20 protein-coding genes are annotated in these 21,085 nt (G+C 67.8%); 11 read left to right on the top strand and 9 right to left on the bottom strand.

Going from position 1 to position 21,085, the window contains the following annotated elements:
- The 6 genes from AP428_RS18050 to AP428_RS18075 all read right to left on the bottom strand — a co-directional run.
- On the bottom strand, window positions 1-249 hold a 249-nt coding region (locus AP428_RS18050), incomplete at its 3' end, for a transglycosylase SLT domain-containing protein (RefSeq protein WP_156349333.1).
- Window positions 249-923, bottom strand: coding sequence for a type III secretion system export apparatus subunit SctR (gene sctR, locus AP428_RS18055; RefSeq protein WP_006480865.1), 675 nt, complete (start codon window positions 921-923; stop codon window positions 249-251). The genes sctR and AP428_RS18050, both read right to left, overlap by 1 nt.
- A gap of 3 nt (window positions 924-926) precedes the next feature.
- Entirely contained in the window at window positions 927-2,081 is a 1,155-nt protein-coding gene (gene sctQ / locus AP428_RS18060) for a type III secretion system cytoplasmic ring protein SctQ (protein WP_011547307.1), read from the bottom strand.
- Window positions 2,082-2,463: 382 nt separating this feature from the next.
- Complete coding sequence (locus AP428_RS18065; protein ID WP_011547308.1) at window positions 2,464-2,862, bottom strand: winged helix-turn-helix domain-containing protein; 399 nt, start codon at window positions 2,860-2,862, stop codon at window positions 2,464-2,466.
- 449 nt (window positions 2,863-3,311) lie between these two features.
- Window positions 3,312-5,522 (bottom strand): xanthine dehydrogenase family protein molybdopterin-binding subunit, encoded by a 2,211-nt coding sequence (locus tag AP428_RS18070; protein WP_011547309.1) that lies wholly within the window; start codon window positions 5,520-5,522, stop codon window positions 3,312-3,314.
- A 2-nt stretch (window positions 5,523-5,524) separates the two neighbouring features.
- Window positions 5,525-5,986 (bottom strand): (2Fe-2S)-binding protein, encoded by a 462-nt coding sequence (locus AP428_RS18075; RefSeq protein WP_006480868.1) that lies wholly within the window; start codon window positions 5,984-5,986, stop codon window positions 5,525-5,527.
- 181 nt (window positions 5,987-6,167) lie between these two features.
- On the opposite strand from AP428_RS18075, the gene AP428_RS18080 reads away from it, so the two are divergent.
- Complete coding sequence (locus AP428_RS18080; RefSeq protein WP_006480869.1) at window positions 6,168-7,091, top strand: AraC family transcriptional regulator; 924 nt, start codon at window positions 6,168-6,170, stop codon at window positions 7,089-7,091.
- A gap of 224 nt (window positions 7,092-7,315) precedes the next feature.
- Here the strand turns inward: AP428_RS18080 and AP428_RS37465 are convergent, their stop codons facing one another.
- Window positions 7,316-7,540, bottom strand: a complete 225-nt coding sequence (locus AP428_RS37465) for a hypothetical protein (RefSeq protein WP_226134186.1) — start codon at window positions 7,538-7,540, stop codon at window positions 7,316-7,318.
- 1,844 nt (window positions 7,541-9,384) lie between these two features.
- On the opposite strand from AP428_RS37465, the gene AP428_RS18090 reads away from it, so the two are divergent.
- From AP428_RS18090 to AP428_RS18120, 7 genes are all read left to right on the top strand, one after another.
- Window positions 9,385-9,708, top strand: coding sequence for a hypothetical protein (locus AP428_RS18090; protein WP_011547313.1), 324 nt, complete (start codon window positions 9,385-9,387; stop codon window positions 9,706-9,708).
- Window positions 9,709-9,819: 111 nt separating this feature from the next.
- Window positions 9,820-10,410, top strand: a complete 591-nt coding sequence (locus AP428_RS18095; RefSeq protein WP_011547314.1) for a hypothetical protein — start codon at window positions 9,820-9,822, stop codon at window positions 10,408-10,410.
- A 79-nt stretch (window positions 10,411-10,489) separates the two neighbouring features.
- Window positions 10,490-10,771 (top strand): hypothetical protein, encoded by a 282-nt coding sequence (locus AP428_RS18100; RefSeq protein ID WP_011547315.1) that lies wholly within the window; start codon window positions 10,490-10,492, stop codon window positions 10,769-10,771.
- Window positions 10,772-10,815: 44 nt separating this feature from the next.
- Window positions 10,816-12,474 carry a hypothetical protein gene (locus AP428_RS18105; RefSeq protein ID WP_011547316.1) on the top strand — a complete coding sequence of 553 codons (1,659 nt, stop codon included), beginning with the start codon at window positions 10,816-10,818 and terminating at the stop codon, window positions 12,472-12,474.
- A gap of 155 nt (window positions 12,475-12,629) precedes the next feature.
- On the top strand, window positions 12,630-13,214 hold the full coding sequence (locus tag AP428_RS18110; protein WP_011547317.1) for a hypothetical protein: 585 nt from the start codon (window positions 12,630-12,632) through the stop codon (window positions 13,212-13,214).
- A gap of 135 nt (window positions 13,215-13,349) precedes the next feature.
- Complete coding sequence (locus AP428_RS18115) at window positions 13,350-14,747, top strand: sigma-54 dependent transcriptional regulator (protein WP_011694786.1); 1,398 nt, start codon at window positions 13,350-13,352, stop codon at window positions 14,745-14,747.
- Between the two features lie 130 nt (window positions 14,748-14,877).
- A complete protein-coding gene (locus tag AP428_RS18120) occupies window positions 14,878-15,384 on the top strand; it encodes a hypothetical protein (protein WP_011547319.1) in 507 nt (168 codons plus the stop codon).
- Window positions 15,385-15,409: 25 nt separating this feature from the next.
- On the opposite strand, the gene AP428_RS18125 is transcribed toward AP428_RS18120, so the two are convergent.
- Entirely contained in the window at window positions 15,410-15,901 is a 492-nt protein-coding gene (locus tag AP428_RS18125) for a hypothetical protein (RefSeq protein ID WP_011547320.1), read from the bottom strand.
- Window positions 15,902-16,277: 376 nt separating this feature from the next.
- Between AP428_RS18125 and AP428_RS18130 the strand changes: the two genes are divergently transcribed.
- On the top strand, window positions 16,278-16,955 hold the full coding sequence (locus AP428_RS18130; protein WP_011547321.1) for a response regulator transcription factor: 678 nt from the start codon (window positions 16,278-16,280) through the stop codon (window positions 16,953-16,955).
- Between the two features lie 52 nt (window positions 16,956-17,007).
- Here AP428_RS18130 and AP428_RS18135 read toward each other — a convergent pair whose 3' ends face one another.
- On the bottom strand, window positions 17,008-18,561 hold the full coding sequence (locus AP428_RS18135; RefSeq protein ID WP_041489369.1) for a methyl-accepting chemotaxis protein: 1,554 nt from the start codon (window positions 18,559-18,561) through the stop codon (window positions 17,008-17,010).
- Window positions 18,562-18,809: 248 nt separating this feature from the next.
- Between AP428_RS18135 and panE the strand changes: the two genes are divergently transcribed.
- Window positions 18,810-19,757, top strand: a complete 948-nt coding sequence (gene panE / locus AP428_RS18140; protein WP_011547323.1) for a 2-dehydropantoate 2-reductase — start codon at window positions 18,810-18,812, stop codon at window positions 19,755-19,757.
- 250 nt (window positions 19,758-20,007) lie between these two features.
- Window positions 20,008-20,967: an AraC family transcriptional regulator gene (locus AP428_RS18145; RefSeq protein WP_011547324.1), complete on the top strand. Its 960-nt coding sequence runs from the start codon at window positions 20,008-20,010 to the stop codon at window positions 20,965-20,967.
- Window positions 20,968-21,085 lie beyond the last annotated feature (118 nt).

The following is a 21,085-nucleotide window of genomic DNA, read 5'->3' on the forward strand; positions in this document are numbered from 1 at the left end:
GAGCGAGGCTGGCTGGCGAGTCAGGTGTCCGCCGACTACGCCGATCGCATACGGATTGAAGCCCGACTCGGTGCGCACGAGCGCGGCAAGCGTATCGGGGTCGACGTTCGGCGCGCACGCGCGAGCGAGTTGCGCGAAACCGGCGGCGCTGCCGGCCGCATGCGCGACGCCGTGCTGGCCGCACGCGAGCACGAGCGCGACGAGCGCGGCAACGCACGCGGCGGCGGTTCGCAGGGCGCGTGCGCGCATCATCCGGCTCCGGCGACCCGATACGACAGCACGAGCCCGTGCACGAGCAGCGACCAGCCGTCGAGCGCGACGAACAGCAGCAGCTTGAACGGCACCGAGATCGTCGTCGGCGAGATCATCTGCATCCCGAGCGCCAGCAGGATGTTCGCGACCAGCAGGTCGACGACGATGAACACGATGTAGATCACGAAGCCGATCTGGAACGCCTTCGTCAGCTCGGCGAGCGTGAAGCTCGGCACCAGCACGAGCAGGTCGTCGTCCTTGATGCCGTCCGCGCGGTTCTTCGGCCAGACCGACGTCGCGGTGCGCACGAAGAATTCGCGGTCGCGCTGGCGCGTATGCGACACGAGGAAATCCTTGATCGGCGGCAGCGCCGCGTCGGCGAGCGCGCCGATGTCCGAGGTCGACAACTGCCCCGACGCATCGAAGTGGCGCGCCTGCAGCGCGTCGCGGATCGACATCCCGACAGGCGCCATGATGAACAGCGACAGGATCAGCGCGATGCCGTTCAGCACGAGGTTCGGCGGTACCTGCTGGATGCCGAGCGCGGAGCGCAGCAGGCCGAGCACGACCACGAGTTTCGTGTAGCTCGTCACCATCAGCGCCGCGAACGGCGCGATGCCGAGCGCGGCGATCACCGCGATCAGCGCGACCGGATTCGGCAGGTTGCCCATCGTTCAGCGCTCGCGCGGCGCGGGTTGCGTCAGCGTGACGACGCGCACGCCGAGTTTCTGGCCGACCGCGATCAGGTGGCCGGTGCCGATCAGCATCCCGTTCGCGACGAGATGGATCACGCTCTGGTTGATTCCCTGTTGCAGCTCGATCACGGCGCCCGGCTGCAGCGCGCTCAGCTCGCCCAACGGCATCGACGTGGGCGGCAGCTCGAAGCGCAGGTCGACCGCGAGGCCGTCGAGCGAGCGCGGTACGTCGGCGGGCGGCGCGTCGTGCGTCGTCGGCGGCGCGGAGTCGGTGCGGGTCGGTTCCAATGGCATCTCCCTGATTCGTTCGACGGTCAGCCGGTTGCCCGACGGCCGCCCGGTGATCTCCCATGCCGGCGCGGCCGGCAGCCGCGCGACGCACAGCAGGTTCTGCTCGTGCGCCTGCCAGCGCTCGATCGCGATGATGTCGCCGCCGACCACGTCGGCCAGCTCGGCCGTCGTCAGCTCGGTGCGGCCGATCTCGAACACGAGCGGCACCGGCAGGTTCGCATAGGCCGCGCGCGCGTCGGCGAGCGCGGCCGGCGCGGCCGCGAAGAACACGGCCAGCGCATCCGGCGCGTCGAACAGCAGTGCGCCGTGGCAGCGCCACGTGGCGTCGGCGCGCCGCAACTCGAACCGCAGCGCGGCAGGCGACGCATGCCAGGCCGGCACGCCGTCGGGCGGCGGCAGCAGTTCGACGCGCTGCCGCGTCGCGGCCTGCAGCACGGCCGTGAGCGGCGCGCACAGATCGGCGAGCAGCGCCGCGCGGATCACGGCGGGCACCGCCGGGTCGGCCGCATCGGCCAGCCATTCGGCTTCCGCGAGCGGGTCGATCCACAGCGTGCCGGCGGCCGGGCCGACGACGAAGCGGTATGCGTGCGCATCGGTGGCCGGCTCGGCGTCGACGCGCCAGCGCACCTCGTACGCATGCTCGCCGAGCGTGACCGGGACGGCGCCGGTTGCGCCGTACGCATGCGACAGCCCGCGCGCGGCGGCGGCGGACAGGCGCGGCAGGTAGGGCGACGCGTCGAGCGCGACCGCGGCCGGCGCGGCGGCGGGCGGCGGGGAAGCAGCGGGCAGGGCCCGGTTCGCGGCGTCGCCGGCGTCGGCATTCGTCAGGAACAGCGCAGGCACGGCGGGATCGGGGCGGATTCGGCGTTGGTTCGACGGGTTGTTCTGGGGCCGGCGGCGCCGAGAGGCGCGCGGCTGCTGCGTCGATTGTAGGGACGGCGCTGGCCGCGTGCCGCGCCGGAATCCGTAGTCGCGGCCATCGCGCGGAGGCGGCGGGAGCGGGGTGCTACGAAGCGTGACGAAGTGCGGCGGAGCGGGCGGTGCGACGGCCGGCGGTCAAAAGCAACCGCCGCCCGGAGGCGGCGGTTGGGGCGTGACTGGCTAACAGGCCGGGCGGCGTGCAGGCCGCATCCGGCTGGCAGGCCGCGAGGGGCTGCGAATCCGCGCAGCACGGTGGGACAAGCGTGGCCCGCGCGCCGCGAACGGGCGGCGCGCGGGCGAAGCGTTACGCGTAGTCGGCGGCCATCGCGGCTTGGGGCGCCGCGCGCAGCACCGGCGCCGCGTCGTGGCGCTCGACGTGCGTCATCGCCGCACCGAACAGCACCAGCCGATAGCCGACCGCGTAGATCGGGATGATCCGCAGGTTCTTGTCGTGTTCGAGTTGCAGCTTCGAACGGATTCGCGAGATATGGGTGTCGAGCGTGCGTGACGACACGCCGAGCTCACGGCCCCACACGGCTTCCTGGATTGCCTGCCGCGGCACGATCTTGTTCATGTTGTCGAGCAGGAATTCGACGACGTCGAATTCGCGCGGCGTAACGTCAACGACCTTGTTGTCGATTTCGATCGTGCGGCGCACGAAGTTGATTTTTATGTTGTCGATGTACAGGTATTTGCAATCCATGGTGGCCCTCGCATGTCCATAAAGGAGTGTTTGCGGGGTCCTGTGCTGCAACTTCCGGGCCAGGGGACGGTTGTCAGGGGGTAATAGCGTGCGGGAAGGCCGCGAACGGCGGAGCAGCCTTGAATTTAAAAAGAATTTTTAACGCGCAACGCCGGGGGCGTGATGAAAGGGCCATACCAATGGTGAAGGATTGTTACGTAGCATCGGGCGGGGACGTTACGGGCGTTACGTCTGACGTAACGTGGGGGAGGTACGGATTTCGGGGGCGGGCCGGATGAGGCTTCGGCTGGGATAACGAACCCTACATCGAACCCTACCGGGCTTGCCGGGTTTTCTTTTTGAATCAAATGGTTGGCGAAGATTTTTGCCGACATCGAACCCTACATGGGCAGCCGAAAAAAACGCCGGCCACAGGGCACCCCTCGCCCCGCAGCCGGCGTCCCATCACATCAAGCCTTCGCGCTATCCGCCGAATCGAACGGCAGCACGTAATGCCGCTTGCCCGTCGCCGCGAAGATCGCGTTCGCCACGGCCGGCCCGACCGGCGCGACGCCCGGCTCGCCGACCCCGGTCGGCGCCTCGGCCGACGGCACGATATGCACCTCGACCTTCGGCATCTCGGCCATCCGCAGCACGTGGTAGCCGTCGAAGTTGCGCTGCTCTACCTGGCCGTCCTTCAGCGTGATCGCGCTGTGCATCGCCGCGCCGAGCCCGAAGCCGATGCCGCCTTCCATCTGCGCGGCGACGATGTCGGGATTGATCGCGATCCCGCAGTCGACCGCGCACACCACGCGCTCGACCTTCACCTTGCCGTCCGCGTCGACCGAGACCTCGGCCACCTGCGCGACGTAGCTCTTGAACGCCTCGGCCACCGCGATCCCGCGCCCGCGGCCCTTCGGCAGCGGCTTGGCCGGGTCCCAGCCGGCCTTCTGCGCGGCCAGCTCCAGCACCGCGCGCATGCGCGGCTCCTTCGCGAGCAGGTCGCGGCGGAACGCATACGGGTCCTTGCCGGCCGCGTGCGCGGCTTCGTCGATGAACGCCTCGACCGCGTAGGCCGTGTGCGAGCTGCCGACCACGCGCCACCACAGCACCGGCAGGCCGACCTGGGTGGTGGTGAGCTCGACCGACACGTTCGGCACCGCGTACGGCAGGTTCGCCGCGCCCTCGACCGACGTCGCGTCGACGCCGTTCTTGACCATGAACGCCTCGAACGGCGTGCCGGCGAGGATCGACTGGCCGACGATCCGGTGGCGCCAGCCCACCAGTTTGCCGTCCGCGGTCAGGCCCGCGTCGAGCTTGTGGAAGTACATCGGCCGGTAGAAGCCGCCCTGGATGTCGTCCTCGCGGGTCCATTGCAGCTTGACGGGCTTGCCGTCCGCGCCGAGCGCCTTCGCGATCGACACGGCCTCGACCACGTAATCCGACCACGCATTCGCGCGGCGGCCGAAGCTGCCGCCCGCATACAGCGTATGGATCTTCACCTGTTCCGGCTTCAGCCCGGCCGTTTTGGCCGCGTTGCCCTGGTCGACCGTCTGGAACTGGTCGCCGGCCCAGATCTCGCAGCTGTTCGCCGTCAGCTTGACGACCGCGTCGAGCGGCTCCATCGGCGCATGCGCGAGATACGGGAATTCGTACGTCGCGCTGACCTTGCGCGCCGCGCCGGCGATCGCCGCATCGGCATCGCCGTCCTTGCGCGCGGACGTACCCGGTTTCTCGGCGAGTTGCCGGTATTCGCGCATCAGTTCGTCCGAGCCGCGCTTTTCCGCCTTCGTTTCGTCCCAGTCGATCTTCAGCGCGTCGCGGCCCTGTTTCGCGGCCCAGAAGCCCGTCGCGACGACCGCGACGCCACCCGGCACCTGCACGACCGAGACGACGCCCGGCACGGCCTTAGCGGCCGTCGCGTCGAACGATTTCACCGTCGCGCCGAAGCGCGGCGGCCGTTGCAGCAGTGCGACACGCATGCCGGGGAAGGTGGTGTCGAGCGTGAAATGCGCGGTGCCGTTCGATTTCGACGACCCGTCGACGCGCGGAATCCGGTGCCCGATCAGCTTGAAATCGGCCGGCTGCTTCAGCGTGACCTTGTCGGGTACGGGCAGCTTCGACGCATCGGCGACGAGCGTGCCGTACGCGGCCGTCTTGCCGCTCTTCGCGTGCGAGACGACGCCGTTGGCGGTGGTCAGCTCGCCGGCCGGCACCTTCCAGCGGGCCGCCGCGGCCGACACGAGCATCGCGCGCGCCTTGCCGCCCGCTTCGCGCAGTTGCTGCCACGAGTTCGACATGGCCGAGCTGCCGCCCGTGCCCTGCATCGTGCCGAACGCGAGGTTCGCATAGCGCTTCGCATCGGCCGGCGCACTTTCGACGCGCACGCTCGACCAGTCGGCGTCGAGCTCCTCGGCGACGATCGTCGCGATGCCCGTATACGCGCCCTGGCCCATTTCGACGTGCTTCGCGATCACCGTGACGGCGCCGTCGGGCGTGATGCGCAGGAATGCGTTCGGCGCGAAATCGCCGGCCGGGGCGGTCGCGGCGAGCGCGCGGCGGCCGAGGCCGGCCCAGTCGAAGCCGATGGTCAGGCTGACGGCGGCCGCGGCTCCCGCGGTTTTCAGGAAGGTGCGGCGCGACGGGCGCACCGCATCGGTGTGGTCGAGTTCGATCGTCATGGTCAGGCTCCCAGCGTCGCGGCCGCGTCGTGGATCGCGGCCCGGATGCGGGCGTAGGTCGCACAGCGGCAGAGGTTGCCGTTCATCGCGGCGTCGATGTCCGCGTCGGTCGGCTTCGGGTTCTGTTCGAGCAACGCGGTGGCCGACATGATCTGGCCGGACTGGCAATAGCCGCATTGCGGCACCTGCAGCTTGACCCACGCGGCCTGCACGGCCTGGGCGGGCTTGCTCTGCAGGCCTTCGATCGTCGTGACGTGCTTGCCCGCGATGCCGGCGAGCGGCAGCACGCACGAGCGGACGGCCTGGCCTTCGAGATGCACCGTGCACGCGCCGCACTGCGCCATGCCGCAGCCGAATTTCGTGCCGGTCAGTCCCGCGTGTTCGCGAATCGCCCAGAGGACGGGCATCGACGGATCGGCGTCGAGCGTGACGTTCTTGCCGTTCAGGACAAACGAGGTAGGCATGTTGTGTGTCTCCGTGGGGAAAACCCGCCATACGGGCAGGTTAGCCGGGAGTGTGCGCGAGGCATCGGTTTTTGCGTCTACCCAATCCTGCAAATTTATTGAACAATCCTGCAAATTCCCTGCACGCCGCGAGCCGTTTCGCTATGCTCGCGCGACACGGGAAATCATTCGAGGATGCGTCATGGACATGACCGATATCGTCGCGTCGCGCGAAGCCGGGCGGCGCGAACTGGCGTCGCTGATCGGCCGTTTCGCGCCCGCGGACGGCTCGCATTCGACGGCCGTGCCGGGCCTGATGCTGCATCGGCACACGCGGCCGGTCGATCTCGGCTGCGCCGTGTCGCGCGCCGCGCTGGTGATCGCCGCGCAGGGCGCGAAGCGCGTGATCGTGGCCGGCCAGGCTTATGAATACGACACCCACAATTGCCTGATTACGTCGATCGACTTGCCGATCCTCTCACGCGTGACGCGTGCGTCGGCGGATGAACCGTACCTGTGCCTGTCGCTGACGCTCGATCCGCAGCGCATCGTCGAGCTGGCGGCCGAGATGCGGCTGCCCGAGCCCGATGCGGGCCCGGAAGGCGAGGGGATCGCGCTCGCGGAGCTGACGCCGCCGCTGCTCGATGCGGCGCTGCGGCTGCTGCGGCTGCTCGATACGCCGGCCGACATCGCGGTCGTCGCGCCGCTGATCGAGAAGGAAGTGCTGTACCGGCTGATGACGAGCGGCCAGGGCACGCGGCTGCGCCACATGGCGATCGCCGGCAGCCAGACGCACCGGATCGCGCGTGCGATCGAATGGATCCGCGATCACTTCGCGGAGCCGATGCGCGTCGAGTCGCTCGCGCAGGCGGTCAACATGAGCGTGTCGTCGCTGCACCATCATTTCAAGCACGTGACGACGCTGAGCCCGCTGCAGTACCAGAAGCAATTGCGGCTGCACGAGGCGCGTCGGCTGTTGCTGCGGCAGGGCGGCGACGTCGGATCGGTGGCGGCCGTCGTCGGCTACGAAAGCGCGTCGCAGTTCAGCCGCGAATACAGCCGGCTGTTCGGCGCGCCGCCGATGCGCGACGTCGTGCATCTGCGCAAGAAGGAACTGCTCGGCTGACGGCCGGTCGCTCGCCGATCGTCATTGCGCGACGACCGATCGCGTGGCGCAGGCAGTCGAACATCGACAGGCGCGGTTCGTCGAAGTGACCGCGCTCGTGGAAATCTGCATTCCTAACGAATGAGCCTTTCATGACGACGCGTACGCACACGTAGCTGCCGAGAAAGCCTGCTCCATCCGTGACCGGTGCGCGCAGACCGGCACGCGTGTCGATCGCGCCCCTGTCATTCATGGCTTTCCTCTTCGTCGAGCATCTCCAGGAACCACACGTCGATTTGCTCGACGGCGTCGCGCACGCGCTCCATCCCGCCGCACGGGTATCGCTTCGGCAGGCGCCGGTCCGCCTCTGCCGATGTCGACGAAGCGCCGCGACAGGCGCTCCGGTTTCGCTGACAACCCCGTTGATGCTTGAACGACGCAAGCGTCGATCGATCGGTGGTGATCTTCATCGCCTTTTCCCCGATACGCTGATTGACGAGCGGCCACCGCTTGTATTGCGTGTGCCGTGGCGTGCCGCTCGGTGAGAGCCGGACCTCAGGCAATCGGCATGCCATGAACGACGAAGTCCCGCTGCATGCGGGCGTGGCCACGCAATGACCGTTCGGCACGCATGTTTGTGTTTCAGGCGTGAATCGTGGGGCCAGGGACGCGCCCGTGGCGATCGCGGGATCGATACGGTTCGATACGACGAAACGAGCGATAAATCAGGCTTTTACGGGATTGGAGGCTTAAAAGCCGTTTTCAATCGGCATGTTTCAGCGATGAGAATCAAGCGGATAAGTGATCGAAAGCGTCTCTTCAATGAGTGGATCTTATGGACCCTGGGGTGAAAGGCGAAACGAATGGAAATGAAAAAATGATGCTCGTGTTTCTGTCGGGTCATGCGTTTACATTTGTTTTAATTGTTACGCCCGAAATGTGCCGGACGGCAAGATTTTTCACCGCATGATCGTGTCGGTATTTTCACGAATGAATCAAATTCGTCTCGTATTTCGGAGTGAACCCGGGTTACAGCCTTATCGGTGGCCGTGCCGCACGGAGCGTCGTGCGCCGGGAGCTCCGTTCGCCAGGGGTAACGGACGGTTGTCGGCAAGCCGCAACCTGCGGTTTGTCAGCGGAAACGTACGAGCCACCGGCCATGCGCCGAGGCGCGCTTCTCAAGTTTGAAACACCCGTTCGCTGGGGCGTCCGGCGCGCTTCGGCGCGCCGGATTCGTCCGTCAACTCACGGGATTGCGTCGCATTGTTCAATGATAACCGCCGTGTGCCCATCGTTGTCGCGATACATTCCTGAAACAAAAAATGCCGTTCCGGGCGTAATGGTCAGGCCTGGCGGCCGCATGCCGCGCGCAACGCCCGGTGGCATATCGCATGGCATGCGGTTTGCGAGATTGAACGCACCGGCGAGCGGTCGACACGATGCAACAACGATGTGGGGGCGACCAGTTCGTCACGAGCCAGTCGGGGAAGCGGCGATGAACACTATAAGCAGTGGCTTGATCCGCGCGTTTCTTGCGCATCACAGGGGTAGTCGGAATGATCGGGGTCGTGCTCGCGACGCAGTGCCAGCGTCGAGGGTCGCGCCTTGCCGATTTCCCGCCCTCCGCGCGCGCCGCGTGCTGGAGCGGTTGCCGTTCCGTGCGGCAACCGGGCGACAGCGGTGCTCGACCTCATTCAGCATTCCCGGATGGGGCAGGCTGTTCGTGCCGGACAGCATGACGCCGATTCCTCTTCAACCGTGCAGAGCCGTTTCGATCGCGCCGGGCCAGTGCCGGCGCCGGCCGGATTAGATCGAACGCGCGTCGGCCGGATTATCCGGAAGGCCTTTCTTCGATAGCTCAGGGAGCAGACATGTCGTCTGGCTGCAATGCAGGCCCGTCGTCGCCCGGCTAAAGGGCGCGTATCGAGCGGTCGCTGCATTTAGCGGTAGTCGATGCATTCGCGAATTTTCAATTCCGAAATCGGGTGCCAGTGCCGGCATCGGTTTTCGACGGGGTATTGAAATCGCGAGCCGGAAAGATGTGCGCGTCATTCCGGTGAATCTAATCGAGGTGTTTTTGATTGGAATTCAATGTTCATAAAAATAATAGAAAACACCTACTCTGAAATTTTGGACAACTTAAAAACATAAAACTAGACTTCGGCTGGACAAAAAATAAAAGAACCGATTTGCGATTAAACAATGATTTATTGATTTGATAGTGATCCTTATTTTTAAGGATTGCTCGAGGCAAGAAGGTTGATGGCGTGCGACCTTCCATGCTCATTCTCTCCACGCCGTTTTGGAGTCGACCATGAAGAAGCTTCTGATTGCAGCAGCAGTTCTGGCGGTTTCGGGTGCAGCGTTTGCCGGCAGCGGCACGGTGTCGAGCAGCAATTCGTCGAGCGGTGGCCAGACGATGGCCGGGGTCGCCGGGTTCGGCCACTTCACCGCGACCGATTCCGGCTCGGCACTCGGCGCAGCCGGCGCAACGGCCGGTGGCGGCAGCAGCGGTTCGATCTCGTACACGAACCACACGCAAACGTCGACGGTCGGCGGCTTCGGCTTCGGCGGCGCACAGGCGGGCGGCAGCAGCGGCGCGAACGCGGGCTCGACCGGCTGGACGTATCACCACTAAGCCGCGACGCGTAGCGTTCGTCATTGGCTGGCGGCACGGATGCCGGGTCTTGTCCCGCAAGGGCAGGCCCGGCTCCGCCACCGTCGAACTTCCTCACAGCAAGGAATTGCTATGAAAGCCAAAGTCATTTTAGCGACAGCGCTCACCGTCATTTCGTCCGCTGCGTTGGCGGCCGGATCGTCCACGACCAACCAGACGCAATCCGTCGCGGCGGGTGTTTCCGGTTCGGTGCTGGTCGGCTCCGGCAGCTATACCAGCAATTCGACTTCGACGGCCGGCGCGAATGCAGGCAGTGCCGTGACACCCGCCGGCTCCGCCGGCACGGCATCCGCGTATCACAACTCGACTTCGACGGCCAGCGGTTCGGGCACGAACGGGGGCGCGTTCGCGGCGGGCGGCGGTATCGGTGCCGCGGGCTCGTTTGCTGGAAACGGCAGCACGAACGAAAACGCGAATGCGCTTTCGGGAGGGGTGACCGCCACGATCGTACTCGGCGCGAACCACTACACGGCCACGGGCGCGAACGACCACGGCAATGCCAACGCGGGTGCCGTGGGATGGACGGGCAGTGGCGGGTCGGGCGCGATCACGGGCTCGAATCACTACAACTCGTCGACCGTCTGGAGTACCGGTCCGGCCGGTTCGCCGTCCGCATCGGGCGGAAGCCAGGGCGACTCGAGCGCGACCGGGAGCAGTCATTAGTCAGGTGTGGGGGGACCAGTTTCCAGTTTCCCAGCGACGCTGGTCTCTTTTCCGCATCGTTGTCACGTAAGGAGTTGGCATGAAGCAGAACCTGATTGCCGCCGCTCTGATGTTCGCGTCTCTGACGGCGTATGGCGCTGACCGTGCCGCCGATGGTGGGCAATCGACTATGCAGACGTCAAACAAACCTGACCAGACAACCAAACCGTCAGAACAACAAACGCTTTCGTCGGGCAGTGCCATCGGCGGACCGGACACCCAGCAGTGGCAGGGCATGTCGGCCGGCTCGTGGTCCCAGCTGGGCAGCGGCTGGAAGCAGTTCGGGGAAGCAGCGAAAACTGAAGGCATTCAGGGGAATTAGTACGGTTGCCTGGGTCGGAGGTCAAACCTCGTCCGGAGAGTGAAATGAACAGCAACAGGATCAAGGTGGCATGTGCGGCGATGTTCGCGATGACCACGATCGGTGCCCAGGCGCAAACCGCCGATTCGACGTCGAGCGCGCAATCGTCGACATCGTCGACGGCGATCAGTCAGGGCGGCGGCTCGAGCATGAACACGAACACCACGAGCTCGCGCGGCGGCAACGCCACGAGCAGCAGCGGGGTGCGCGGCAGCGGCAATTCGAGCGTGAACGTCAACGTGACGATGCCGTCCAGCACGGCCGGCGGCAACGTGACGCCGCAGAGCACGAACACGCTCGCGGCCGGCGCGCCAGGCTCCAGCCCGTACAACACCCAGGCGACGGAAAACGTCAATTACTCGGGGACGCAGACGATCAAGACGAACCCGTCGATCCAGGCGCCGGGCCTCACGACCACACTGTCCGATACCTGCATGGGCTCGGTGAGCGTCGGCGTGTCGTTCCCGGGGTTCGGCGCGACGGGCGGCACGACGCTGGTCGACCAGGCCTGCGTGCGGCGTCTCGATGCGCGTGAATTCCGTGCGATGGGCCTGACCGACGTGGCGCTCGCGCTGCTGTGCCAGAGCGACGCGAACCGGCGCGCGGTGGAAGCGACCGGGCACCTGTGCCCGGGTACGACCGCGCCGCTCGCGCGTTCGAACGTGGCGCCCAGCGTCGAAGCGACCGTCGCGGACGACGTGAAGTATCGCGATCCGATCGTGCGCGACCGGATGGGCCTGCCGCCGCTCGGCTCGGCCGCACCGGCGCCCGCAGCGACGCGCCCGATCGAGACGGCTTCGATGCGCGCCGCGCCCGTTTCGGTGCCGGTCCCGGTCCCGGTGCCGGCGCTCGCGCCTGTCGCCGCCGCGCCGGCCGTCGCGACGCCCGCCGTTGCCGCGGCTGCTCCGGCCGTTGCAGTGCCGACGGTTGCCGCCGCGGTTCCGGTCGCCGCGGCGCCGGCTGCTGCCGCGCCTGCTGTCGCTGCCGCACCCGCAGCCTCGGTCGTACCGGCGGCCGCAATGGCAGCCGTGCCGGCTGCAGCCGTCATCGCCGCGCCGGCCGTGGCTGACAAGGCAGCGCCGGCACCTGCCGCACCGGTCGCCGATACGAAGGCAGCGGAGCCCGTGCAGCCGGTCGTCGACAAAGCCGCCGAGCCTGCCCCGACGGTTGCCGACAAAGCTCCCGAGGCTGCTCCGGCGGTTGCCGACAAGACGCCCGAGCCTGCCCCGGCCGTCGCGGACAAGGCCCCCGAGCCTGCCCAGCCCGTCGCCGACAAGGCGCCGGAGCCGATGCCAGCCGCGACCGACACGGCCCAGGCCGTCGGCGAGCCGGTTGCCGAACCGATGCCGGCGGCAGCCGTCGTCGCGGCGCCTGCCGCCGATGCGAAGGCGGCCGAGCCGGCGCCGCAGGCGACCGCCGAAGCGCCTGCACCGGCGGCCCCGCAGCCTGCCGTCGCCGCTGCGCCTGCCGACATGCCGGCAGCGGACGCGAAAGTCCCGGACGCGGTCGAATCGGCTGGCACCGCGGCTGCACAAGCCGCCGGCATGCCTGCGCTGACCGATCCGGCGCAAGCGTTGCCGCCGGCCACGGTCGACAAGCAGGCCGCACCGGCTGCACCGGTCGCGCCGGCGCCGACCGTCATCTCGACGAGTACCTCGTCGTAGGCGTGCGGGCCGGTTTGCCGTGCGACCGGCGCGCGGGTCGCACGGCAGGCGCTCGGCCCGATGCCCGACAGTCTTTTCCGGTTTGACGGGTGTTGCTCCCATCCCCGAGGTCAACACCTCTTTTTGCGTGACGAGGATGCAAGGAGGCCTCAATCATGAGGATCTTTTTGATCGCTTTGTGGCTGGCCAGCGTGCAGGCCGCTGCGCAGTCGGTTTTCCAGAATCCCGCGGTCTTCGTCATCCTGAGCGAGCAGACCCTCGCGAATGCCGCGAGCGTCCAGCAGGCGCTGTCGACGCTCGGCCGTCCCGACAACACGGCATGCGCGCCGATGATGATGATCGGCGATCCGCAGATGATCTACATGATGCCGGAAGCGGGTCACGCGCCGTCGTGGCAATCGCCGGTGTACGGCCGCGGTGCGCCGTTCGACGCGCAGAACGGGCCGAAGTCGACCGGCAAGACGGTCGGCGCGATGCAGCACACCGAGGACATGCAGACGCAGCCGTGGAGCGACGGCAGCGCGATCACGCAGCAGATCGCGGGCGAGTCGAGCGTCACGGCGGCGGAGCGGGTGAACGAATGGCGGCACGCCGGGCTCGACCGGATCGAGACGGCCCGCGCGTCGGACGTGACGGTGAACGGCAAGACCTACCGCGCCTATCGCGACGATCTCAACGGCTCGACGAAGCCTGTCGTCGAGCCGCAGATCTACACGCAGCGCGTCGTGTTCTGCCGATGACGCGGTATCGATTCGAGGACGGAGCGGCGCCGCGCCGCGGGACCACGGGCCCCGCCGCGCACGATCGGGCAACGGCCGCTCCGATACATACCCTTATGCGGCGAGGCGATCGTGAACCATTGCTGTCAGCTGAGCATGTCGGGCCCGCGGGATGTCGAACGGCTGGTGAGCGCGCTGCCGTTCATCGCGGTCCGGCACAATCCCGTCGCGCCGTCGCGGCCGCTCGTCTACCTGTCGCAGCAACACGATGCAGCGCTCGTCGATGTGCTCGCGTCGCGCGGCTGGGACGTATGGCGCGCCAAAACCGTCGCGGACGCGCTGAATCTCGTCAAGGCGAACCGTCCGCATGCGGGCATCGTCGATTTCGGCAGCTTCGCGTCGCCGGACGTCGCGTCGTTCGAGGCGCTGCTGCGTGACCCGCGGGTCGGCTGGGTCGCGCTCGCCGACGGCGAGCGGCTGCGCAACATCACGATCGCGCGCCTGATCCGCCACTGCTGCTTCGACTACGTGCGCAATGCAGGGGCCTACACGACGATCGGCTATCTCGTCGGCCATGCGTACGGGATGCTGAAGCTCGCGGACGGCGACCCGGCCGCGGAGGCGCCGCCGCCCGGCGGCACGATGATCGGCGCGTGCGGCGCGATGCGCCGGCTGTTCGCGACGATCCGCAAGGTCGCGAACACCGAGGCGACCGTGTTCATCGCCGGCGAATCCGGCACCGGCAAGGAACTGACGGCGGCGGCGATCCATCGGCAGTCGTCGCGTGCCGACGCACCGTTCGTCGCCGTGAACTGCGCGGCCATCCCGACGACGCTGCTGCAGGCCGAACTGTTCGGCCACGAGCGCGGCGCGTTCACCGGCGCGCACCAGCGCAAGATCGGCCGCATCGAGGCCGCGCACGGCGGCACGCTGTTTCTCGACGAAATCGGCGACATGCCGTTCGAGAGCCAGGCGAGCCTGCTGCGGTTCCTGCAGGAAGGCAAGATCGAGCGGCTCGGCGGGCATGCGTCGATTCCGGTCGACGTGCGGATCGTGTCGGCGACCCACGTCGATCTCGAGGCCGCGATGCAGGCCGGGCGATTCCGCGCCGACCTGTATTACCGCCTGTGCGTGCTGCGGATCGACGAGCCGCCGCTGCGCATGCGCGGCCGCGACATCATGCTGCTCGCCGACGACGTGCTGCGGCGCTATCGCGACGACGGCTCGTACCGGATTCGCGGCTTCACGCCGTGCGCGATCGAGGCGATCCACAACTATCCGTGGCCCGGCAACGTGCGCGAGCTGATCAACCGGATCCGCTTCGCGGTCGTGATGACGAACGGCCCGCTGATCTCGGCCGCCGATCTCGAATTGCGTCCGTACACGTCGCTGCGGCCGCCGACGCTCGCGCAGGCGCGCCGGCAGGCCGAGCGGCACGCGATCGAGGAAACGCTGCTGCGTCACCGCCACCAGCATGCGGACGTCGCGGCGGAGCTCGGCATCTCGCGCGCGACGCTCTACCGTCTGATGATCGCGCACGGGCTGCACAGCTGACGCGCCATGGCGCGCGACCGCTCAAGACCTCGCGGCGGCGGCCGTTAAGACATGAAATGGCCCGGCCGGCACGCGCGCATCGAGGTGCGCGCGACCGGCACGCGGCGCATCACGTTCATCCGAGGTCATCGTGGCAGAGTGCAGTCACTGCGGCAGGACGTTCCTGCTCGGCGGGCAGTCGATCGACGGGCGCCGCTATTGCGGCCCGGCATGCGCGCACGCGCATCCGGTCGTCGTCGAGGCCGAACGGGTGCCCGACGCGAAGGTCCGGCAGTACGTCGACGACTGGCGCTACGGGCCATGCCCGATCTGCCTGCGAGAAGGGCGGCCGGTCGACGTTCACGCGTCGCATCGCGTCGTGTCGCTCCTGTTCGTCACGCGCTGGGCGACGCGGCGCCACGTGTGCTGCCGCCGCTGCGGGCGCAGGAAGCAGGCGCTCGCGCTGCTCGCGTCGGCCACGCTCGGCTGGTGGGGGTTGCCGTGGGGTATCGTGCTGACGCCGATCCAGCTCGCGCGCAACCTGCTGGGCCTCGCCGCGCGCGACCCGGAGGTCGCGACGCAGCAGTTCGAGCAGCTCGTGCGGCGCAAGCTGGCCGCACGCCGGCTCGCGCGCGCGGAGCGCGGCGCCGGCGCCTGATCGCGCGTCGGCGCACCGTGCGGGCTCAGGCAGGCCGGTCGAAGCCCGAGGCGACCCAGCGTTCGGCGCTGGCCTTGTTGAGCTTGAACCCGGCCGACACCTTCGCGTCGGCCAGCAGCTCGCCATACGGATCGAATGCCTTGAGCTGCGCATACGGCTCGAACTCGTCCGGCACGATGTCGAGCGTCACCGACACATCCTGCCCGGCTTCGTCCTGCACCGTCACTTCCTTGTGCAGCAGCGCGCGCCGCTGCTGTTCGTGCCGCATCAGCACTTCGGTCGCGGTTTTCACGAGCGTGCGGAACGCGTTCGCGTCCATCGGCTTCGGGTTCTTCTTGTCGCGGCCCATGGTCCACGGCCCGACGAGCGCGGGCTCGGACTCGCCGTCCTTGACCATCTCGACGGCCCAGCCGTCGTCGTCTTCGTTCTTGATGATGCGGGCCGTCCAGCCGTTGTCGCGCCAGAGGCCGTCTTCGTGGATGGAGGTGTCGTCGGATTGCAGGTCGGAATCGGTCATGAGGAAAGCGGGCGGTACGGGCAAAGCCGGCGAACGGGCGGGGCGCGCGGCCGGCAGCGGCGCGTCGCTCGCCGCCGGCGGGCCGGGGTGGCATGCAAAGGCGCAATTTTACCTGCTGACCGGCCGCGCGGCGCGCGACCCTGGCCGTCGGGCCGATGCCGCTGCAATCGACCGCCGGCCGCCGGGCGTCGGACCGGTGCAAATATCAAACCCGTATTACGTCTGCGGCGGCCAATTCGTACGCCGTCCGATATCGCGTCCCCGCGCACGTTCATAGAATCGACGTTCGGGCTAAAAATAGCCTGAACGTCCTTTCAACGCCCAACCCGCCGCACACATTCGCGTGGCGCGGCCGGTGAATTACCAGGAACTGCGCATGAGGAAATTCAATGTTCGCATCGTCTTCGCGTACGACTGGCCGTTGACGCTGGCCGGTATCGAGCAGATCGCAGGCGGCAGCTGCGCGATCGAGCTCGTCGCGGTCTACCGGAGCGCGGCCGAACTGGTCGCGTCGCTCGGCGGCGTCGACTGCGACATCGTGCTGGTCGACTATGCGATTCGCGGCGACGAGCAGATGGACGGCCTCGCGCTGTTCGACTGGCTGCGCCGCATGCGGCCGAACGTCGGGATCGTCGCGCTGGTCGCCAACGAGAATCCGCTGATCTTCCGCTCGATCCTGGGGATTGGCCACGTGAGCGTCGTCAGCAAGCTCGACGAGGTCGGCCACATCGTCACGGCGATCCATTCGAGTTACAGCGGCGGCGCCTATCTGTCGCCGTCCGTCCGGCGCGCGGTCGACGCGCTCGGCACGCGCGGCGACCCGCCCGTGAAGCTGTCGGCGCGCGAGATCGAGGTGATTCGACTGTATCTGTCGGGCGTGCCGATCAAGACGATCGCACAGCGCCTGAGCAAGGGCAAGCAGACGGTCAGCGCGCAGAAGATCAGCGCGATGAAGAAGCTCGGCGCGAACAACGACGTCGAGCTGATTCAGCGCGCGGCGGGGCTGGGGCTCGGGAGCGGGGAGGCCGCGCTGCGGGCGGGCAGCGCGGCGTGAGGGGGCCGGCGGTGTGAGGGCTGGGCGGGGCGGCGTGAGCGGCAGGGCGCCGTCAGACCGGCAACGCGAACCGCGTCACCGCGTCGCGCAGCGCCTCGGCCTGATCGCGCAGCGAATGCGCGGCTGCCGCGGCCTGTTCGACGAGCGCCGCGTTCTGCTGCGTGACCTGGTCCATCTCGCCCACCGCGCGGTTGACCTGCTCGATCCCGGCGCTCTGCTCGCGCGATGCGTGGCTGATTTCGTCGAGGATCTCGTTCACGCGCCGCACCGACTGCACGATCTCGGCCATCGTCTCGCCTGCATGCGTGACGAGCGTCGCGCCGTGCTGGACCGTCTCGTTCGACGACACGATCAGCGACTTGATCTCCTTGGCCGCCGTCGCCGAGCGTTGCGCGAGCGATCGCACTTCGGCCGCGACCACCGCGAAGCCGCGGCCCTGTTCGCCCGCGCGGGCCGCTTCCACGGCCGCGTTCAGTGCGAGGATGTTGGTCTGGAACGCGATCCCGTCGATCACGCCGATGATGTCGCCGATCTTGTGCGAGCGGTCGGTGATCTCGTTCATCGTGCGCACGACGTCGTCGACCACTTCGCTGCCGCGCGTCGCGACCTGCGCGGCCTGGCCGGCGAGCGACGCGGCCTGCGCGGCGCTGTCCGCGTTCTGCTTCACGTTCGCGGTCATCTCGTCCATGCTCGACGCGGTTTGCACGAGCGCGGCCGCCTGTTCCTCGGTGCGCTGCGACAGGTCCGTGTTGCCGGATGCGATTTCGCTCGCGCCCACGTTGATGTTCTCGGTGCCCATCCGGACGCGCGACACCATGTCGATCAGCCCGCCTTGCATCGTGTGCAGCGCGTGCAGCAGGCTGCCGCGATCGTCGTGCTTAACGGTTACTCGCGCGGTCAGGTCGCCCTGCGCGATGCGCTGCGCGGCGTCGAGCGCCGCTTCGAGTTCGCCGCCGAGGCTCGCGCGCACGCTTTTCAGCACCAGCACCATCACGGCCGTCGCGATCGCGCCGAGCACGGCCGTCATCGCCAGCCAGCGGCCGATGCTCGCGAGTACCGCCGAGCGCACGTCGTTCATGTACATGCCGGTCACCAGGTACCAGTCCCACGGCGCGAAGCGCTGCACGGCGCTGGTTTTCTCCTGCGGCTTGTCCGCGCCCGGCTTCGGCCACAGATATTCGACGAAGCCCTTGCCGCCTTCCGCGTTGCCGGCCTTCACGATCTCGACGAACAGGTGCTTGCCGTTCGGATCGGTGAAGTTCGACACGTCCTTGCCGTTGAGCTCGGCCTTGATCGGATGCATCACGATCACCGGTTTCGAATCGTTGATCGAGATATAGCCGTCGGCGCCGTGGCGCATCGCGGCGATCGCCTCGATCGCCTTCTGCTTCGCGTCGGCTTCCGGCATCACGTTCTGCTGCGACAGCTTGTAGTAGTGATCGGTCACGCTCGCGGCCTGCGCGACCAGCGATGCGAGCTGGTCGCGGCGGTCCGCGATCATCGACGCGCGGGTCTGCCATGCGCCGAGCCCGGCGATCACGAGCAGGCCGAGCCACAGGATGACGATCATCGAGGCGAGTTTCTGATTCAGGGAAAGATTGCGCATGGTATGAGGTCGGTCAGTCGTGGAAGCTCGCCGGAGCGGCGTGACGGGATAAGTGGTTTGACGGCGCGCCATGCGCGTCGCCGTAGACGGGAAATCCCTTAGAAGCCGTCATTTCCCCATGCCCGCGACGCGAGCGCGGGCATCTATGCATATGCATAACAGCGGCCGCTATACTGTCGGGCGACGGTCGGCGTCGCGCCTCGCACGGGCGGCAGCGCGACGCCGACCGAAACCGAAAGGAGGCAACGATGCGGATTCTGGTGGTAGGGGCCGGCGCGGTCGGCGGATACTTCGGCGGCCGGCTGGTCGCGGCGGGGCGCGACGTGACGTTCCTGGTGCGCGACGGCCGCGCTGCCGCGCTCGCGCGCGACGGGCTGCTGATCCGCAGCCCGCGCGGCGACCTGACGCTCGCGAACGTGCAGACCGTGCGCGCGGGCGATGCAGGCGCCGGCGTCGCGCCGTTCGACCTCGTGCTGCTGAGCTGCAAGGCGTACAGCCTCGACGACGCGATTGCATCGTTCGCGCCGTTCGTCGGCCCGCAGACATTGATCCTGCCGATGCTCAACGGGATGCGCCATCTCGACGTGCTGCGCGAGCGCTTCGGCGCCGCGCCGGTGCTCGGCGGGTTGTGCGTGATCGCGGCGACGCTCGATCGCGAGCAGCGCATCGTGCACCTGAACGACACGCACGGCGTATCGTTCGGCGAGCTTGCCGGCGGCGAATCGCCGCGCGTGCGCGCGGTGGCCGACGTGCTCGGCGGCGCGGGTTTCGACGCCACGCTCAGCGACGACATCGCCGCGCGGATGTGGGACAAGTGGGTGTTCCTCGCGACGCTCGCCGCGAGTACGTCGCTGTTTCGCGGTTCGATCGGCGACATTCTCGCCGCGCCGGACGGCCGCCGCCTGCTCGAGACGATGCTCGCCGAATGCAGCGCGATCGCGGAACACAACGGCCACCGGCCCGATCCGGCGGCCAGCGAGCGGATGCAGCGGATGGTGCTGACGCCGTCGCCGCTGACCGCGTCGATGCTGCGCGACGTCGAGAACCACGCGCGCGTCGAAGCCGATCACGTGATCGGCGACCTGCTCGCGCGGCGCGACCCGCAGGCGACAGACACGCTGTCGCTGCTGCGGATCGCGTACAACCACCTGAAGACGTACGAGGTACGCACGGCGCGCGAGCACGCGGCGGCATAAGCCGGTGCTGGCCGTGGCGCGGGCGGCCGCCCGCGTCGTTCCGCGCTGCAACAAATTTGCCATCCGGCGCCATTTCAGCCGGTGGGCGGCAAAAAAGTATCGAAAATCAGGCGTAAAGTTGGTGGAGCCGCGCGCTCGATCGACCTACATTGCTTCCCATGCGACCGGTCGCATCGCCGCGCGAGACACGCGGCGATGCGCGCACAGCCGAACAGGCCGGCCAGCAATATATGGGAATGGAGACGCCAACATGATGCACCCCGATCTCGAAGTGGTCGACGTGCGACGCGACGAGTCGTTCAAGGTCTGGTCGCACGGCTATCCGTACCGCACGATCCGCTGGCATTTCCATCCCGAATTCGAGCTGCACCTGATCGTCGCGACGCACGGCAAGTATTTCGTCGGCGATCACATCGGCTCGTTCGGCCCCGGCCATCTCGTGCTGCTGGGCCCGAACCTGCCGCACAACTGGGTCAGCGACATGGCCGAAGGCGAAACCGTCGAGCGCCGCAATCTCGTGATCCAGTTCGATCCGTCGTTCGTGCGCCGCTGCATGGACGCGTTCCCCGAATGCCGCGATGCGCAGACGCTGCTGGACGACGCGCGGCGCGGGGTCGGCTTCGACGCCGCGACGAGCGCTGCAATCGCGCCGTTGTTCGATGAACTGTTGACCGCGCGCGGCATGCGCCGCATCGCGCTGTTCATGACGATCCTGGAGCGGCTGTGCGGCGCGGCCGAACGCACGCTGCTCGCGAGCCCCGCGTACGACCAGGCCGACGTCACGCCCACGCGCCTGAGCCACGCGCTGTCGTATATCGGCAAGAACCTCGCATCCGAGCTGCGCGAATCCGATCTCGCGCAACTGACCGGGCAGAGCGTCAGCGCGTTCTCGCGCACGTTCCATCGCCATACCGGCATGCCGTTCGTCCAGTACGTGAATCGTCTGCGGATCGAGTCCGCCTGCCAGATGCTGCTCGCCGACGACGCGAGCATCACCGACATCTGTTTCCAGGCCGGCTTCAACAACGTGTCGAACTTCAACCGCCAGTTCCGCGCGGTGAAGGGGATGGCGCCGTCCGAATTCCGCGCGCTGCAGCGCCTGAACGCGCGCAGCCGCGAGCTGGCGCTGCATGCGGCGCCGACCGGTAATCCGCTGCCGCCGCGCGTGCTGACGCCCGGTGCGCCCGAACTCACGCCGCAGCCCGGATGACCGCCGGGCCGTTGCCCGCCTGAGTTTCCCCGCCGTTTTACCCCGCCGATCGCGTCGCTCACGTCGCGAGGGGCGTATTCACCCACGAAAAAGCCGCACACAATTTTTGGAGACACCG

The sequence above is a fragment of the Burkholderia sp. E168m22 genome, from assembly GCF_001319805.1.
Classification (GTDB): domain Bacteria; phylum Pseudomonadota; class Gammaproteobacteria; order Burkholderiales; family Burkholderiaceae; genus Burkholderia; species Burkholderia orbicola.

What these genes read in the sequence shown, in the direction of transcription:
- sctR (WP_006480865.1), bottom strand. Translation starts at nt 923, where the DNA reads ATGGGCAACCTGCCGAATCCGGTCGCGCTGATCGCGGTGATCGCCGCG.
- AP428_RS18065 (WP_011547308.1), bottom strand. Translation starts at nt 2,862, where the DNA reads ATGGATTGCAAATACCTGTACATCGACAACATAAAAATCAACTTCGTG.
- AP428_RS18070 (WP_011547309.1), bottom strand. Translation starts at nt 5,522, where the DNA reads ATGACGATCGAACTCGACCACACCGATGCGGTGCGCCCGTCGCGCCGC.
- AP428_RS18075 (WP_006480868.1), bottom strand. Translation starts at nt 5,986, where the DNA reads ATGCCTACCTCGTTTGTCCTGAACGGCAAGAACGTCACGCTCGACGCC.
- AP428_RS18080 (WP_006480869.1), top strand. Translation starts at nt 6,168, where the DNA reads ATGGACATGACCGATATCGTCGCGTCGCGCGAAGCCGGGCGGCGCGAA.
- AP428_RS37465 (WP_226134186.1), bottom strand. Translation starts at nt 7,540, where the DNA reads ATGAAGATCACCACCGATCGATCGACGCTTGCGTCGTTCAAGCATCAA.
- AP428_RS18090 (WP_011547313.1), top strand. Translation starts at nt 9,385, where the DNA reads ATGAAGAAGCTTCTGATTGCAGCAGCAGTTCTGGCGGTTTCGGGTGCA.
- AP428_RS18095 (WP_011547314.1), top strand. Translation starts at nt 9,820, where the DNA reads ATGAAAGCCAAAGTCATTTTAGCGACAGCGCTCACCGTCATTTCGTCC.
- AP428_RS18100 (WP_011547315.1), top strand. Translation starts at nt 10,490, where the DNA reads ATGAAGCAGAACCTGATTGCCGCCGCTCTGATGTTCGCGTCTCTGACG.
- AP428_RS18105 (WP_011547316.1), top strand. Translation starts at nt 10,816, where the DNA reads ATGAACAGCAACAGGATCAAGGTGGCATGTGCGGCGATGTTCGCGATG.
- AP428_RS18110 (WP_011547317.1), top strand. Translation starts at nt 12,630, where the DNA reads ATGAGGATCTTTTTGATCGCTTTGTGGCTGGCCAGCGTGCAGGCCGCT.
- AP428_RS18115 (WP_011694786.1), top strand. Translation starts at nt 13,350, where the DNA reads ATGTCGGGCCCGCGGGATGTCGAACGGCTGGTGAGCGCGCTGCCGTTC.
- AP428_RS18125 (WP_011547320.1), bottom strand. Translation starts at nt 15,901, where the DNA reads ATGACCGATTCCGACCTGCAATCCGACGACACCTCCATCCACGAAGAC.
- AP428_RS18130 (WP_011547321.1), top strand. Translation starts at nt 16,278, where the DNA reads ATGAGGAAATTCAATGTTCGCATCGTCTTCGCGTACGACTGGCCGTTG.
- AP428_RS18135 (WP_041489369.1), bottom strand. Translation starts at nt 18,561, where the DNA reads ATGCGCAATCTTTCCCTGAATCAGAAACTCGCCTCGATGATCGTCATC.
- panE (WP_011547323.1), top strand. Translation starts at nt 18,810, where the DNA reads ATGCGGATTCTGGTGGTAGGGGCCGGCGCGGTCGGCGGATACTTCGGC.
- AP428_RS18145 (WP_011547324.1), top strand. Translation starts at nt 20,008, where the DNA reads ATGATGCACCCCGATCTCGAAGTGGTCGACGTGCGACGCGACGAGTCG.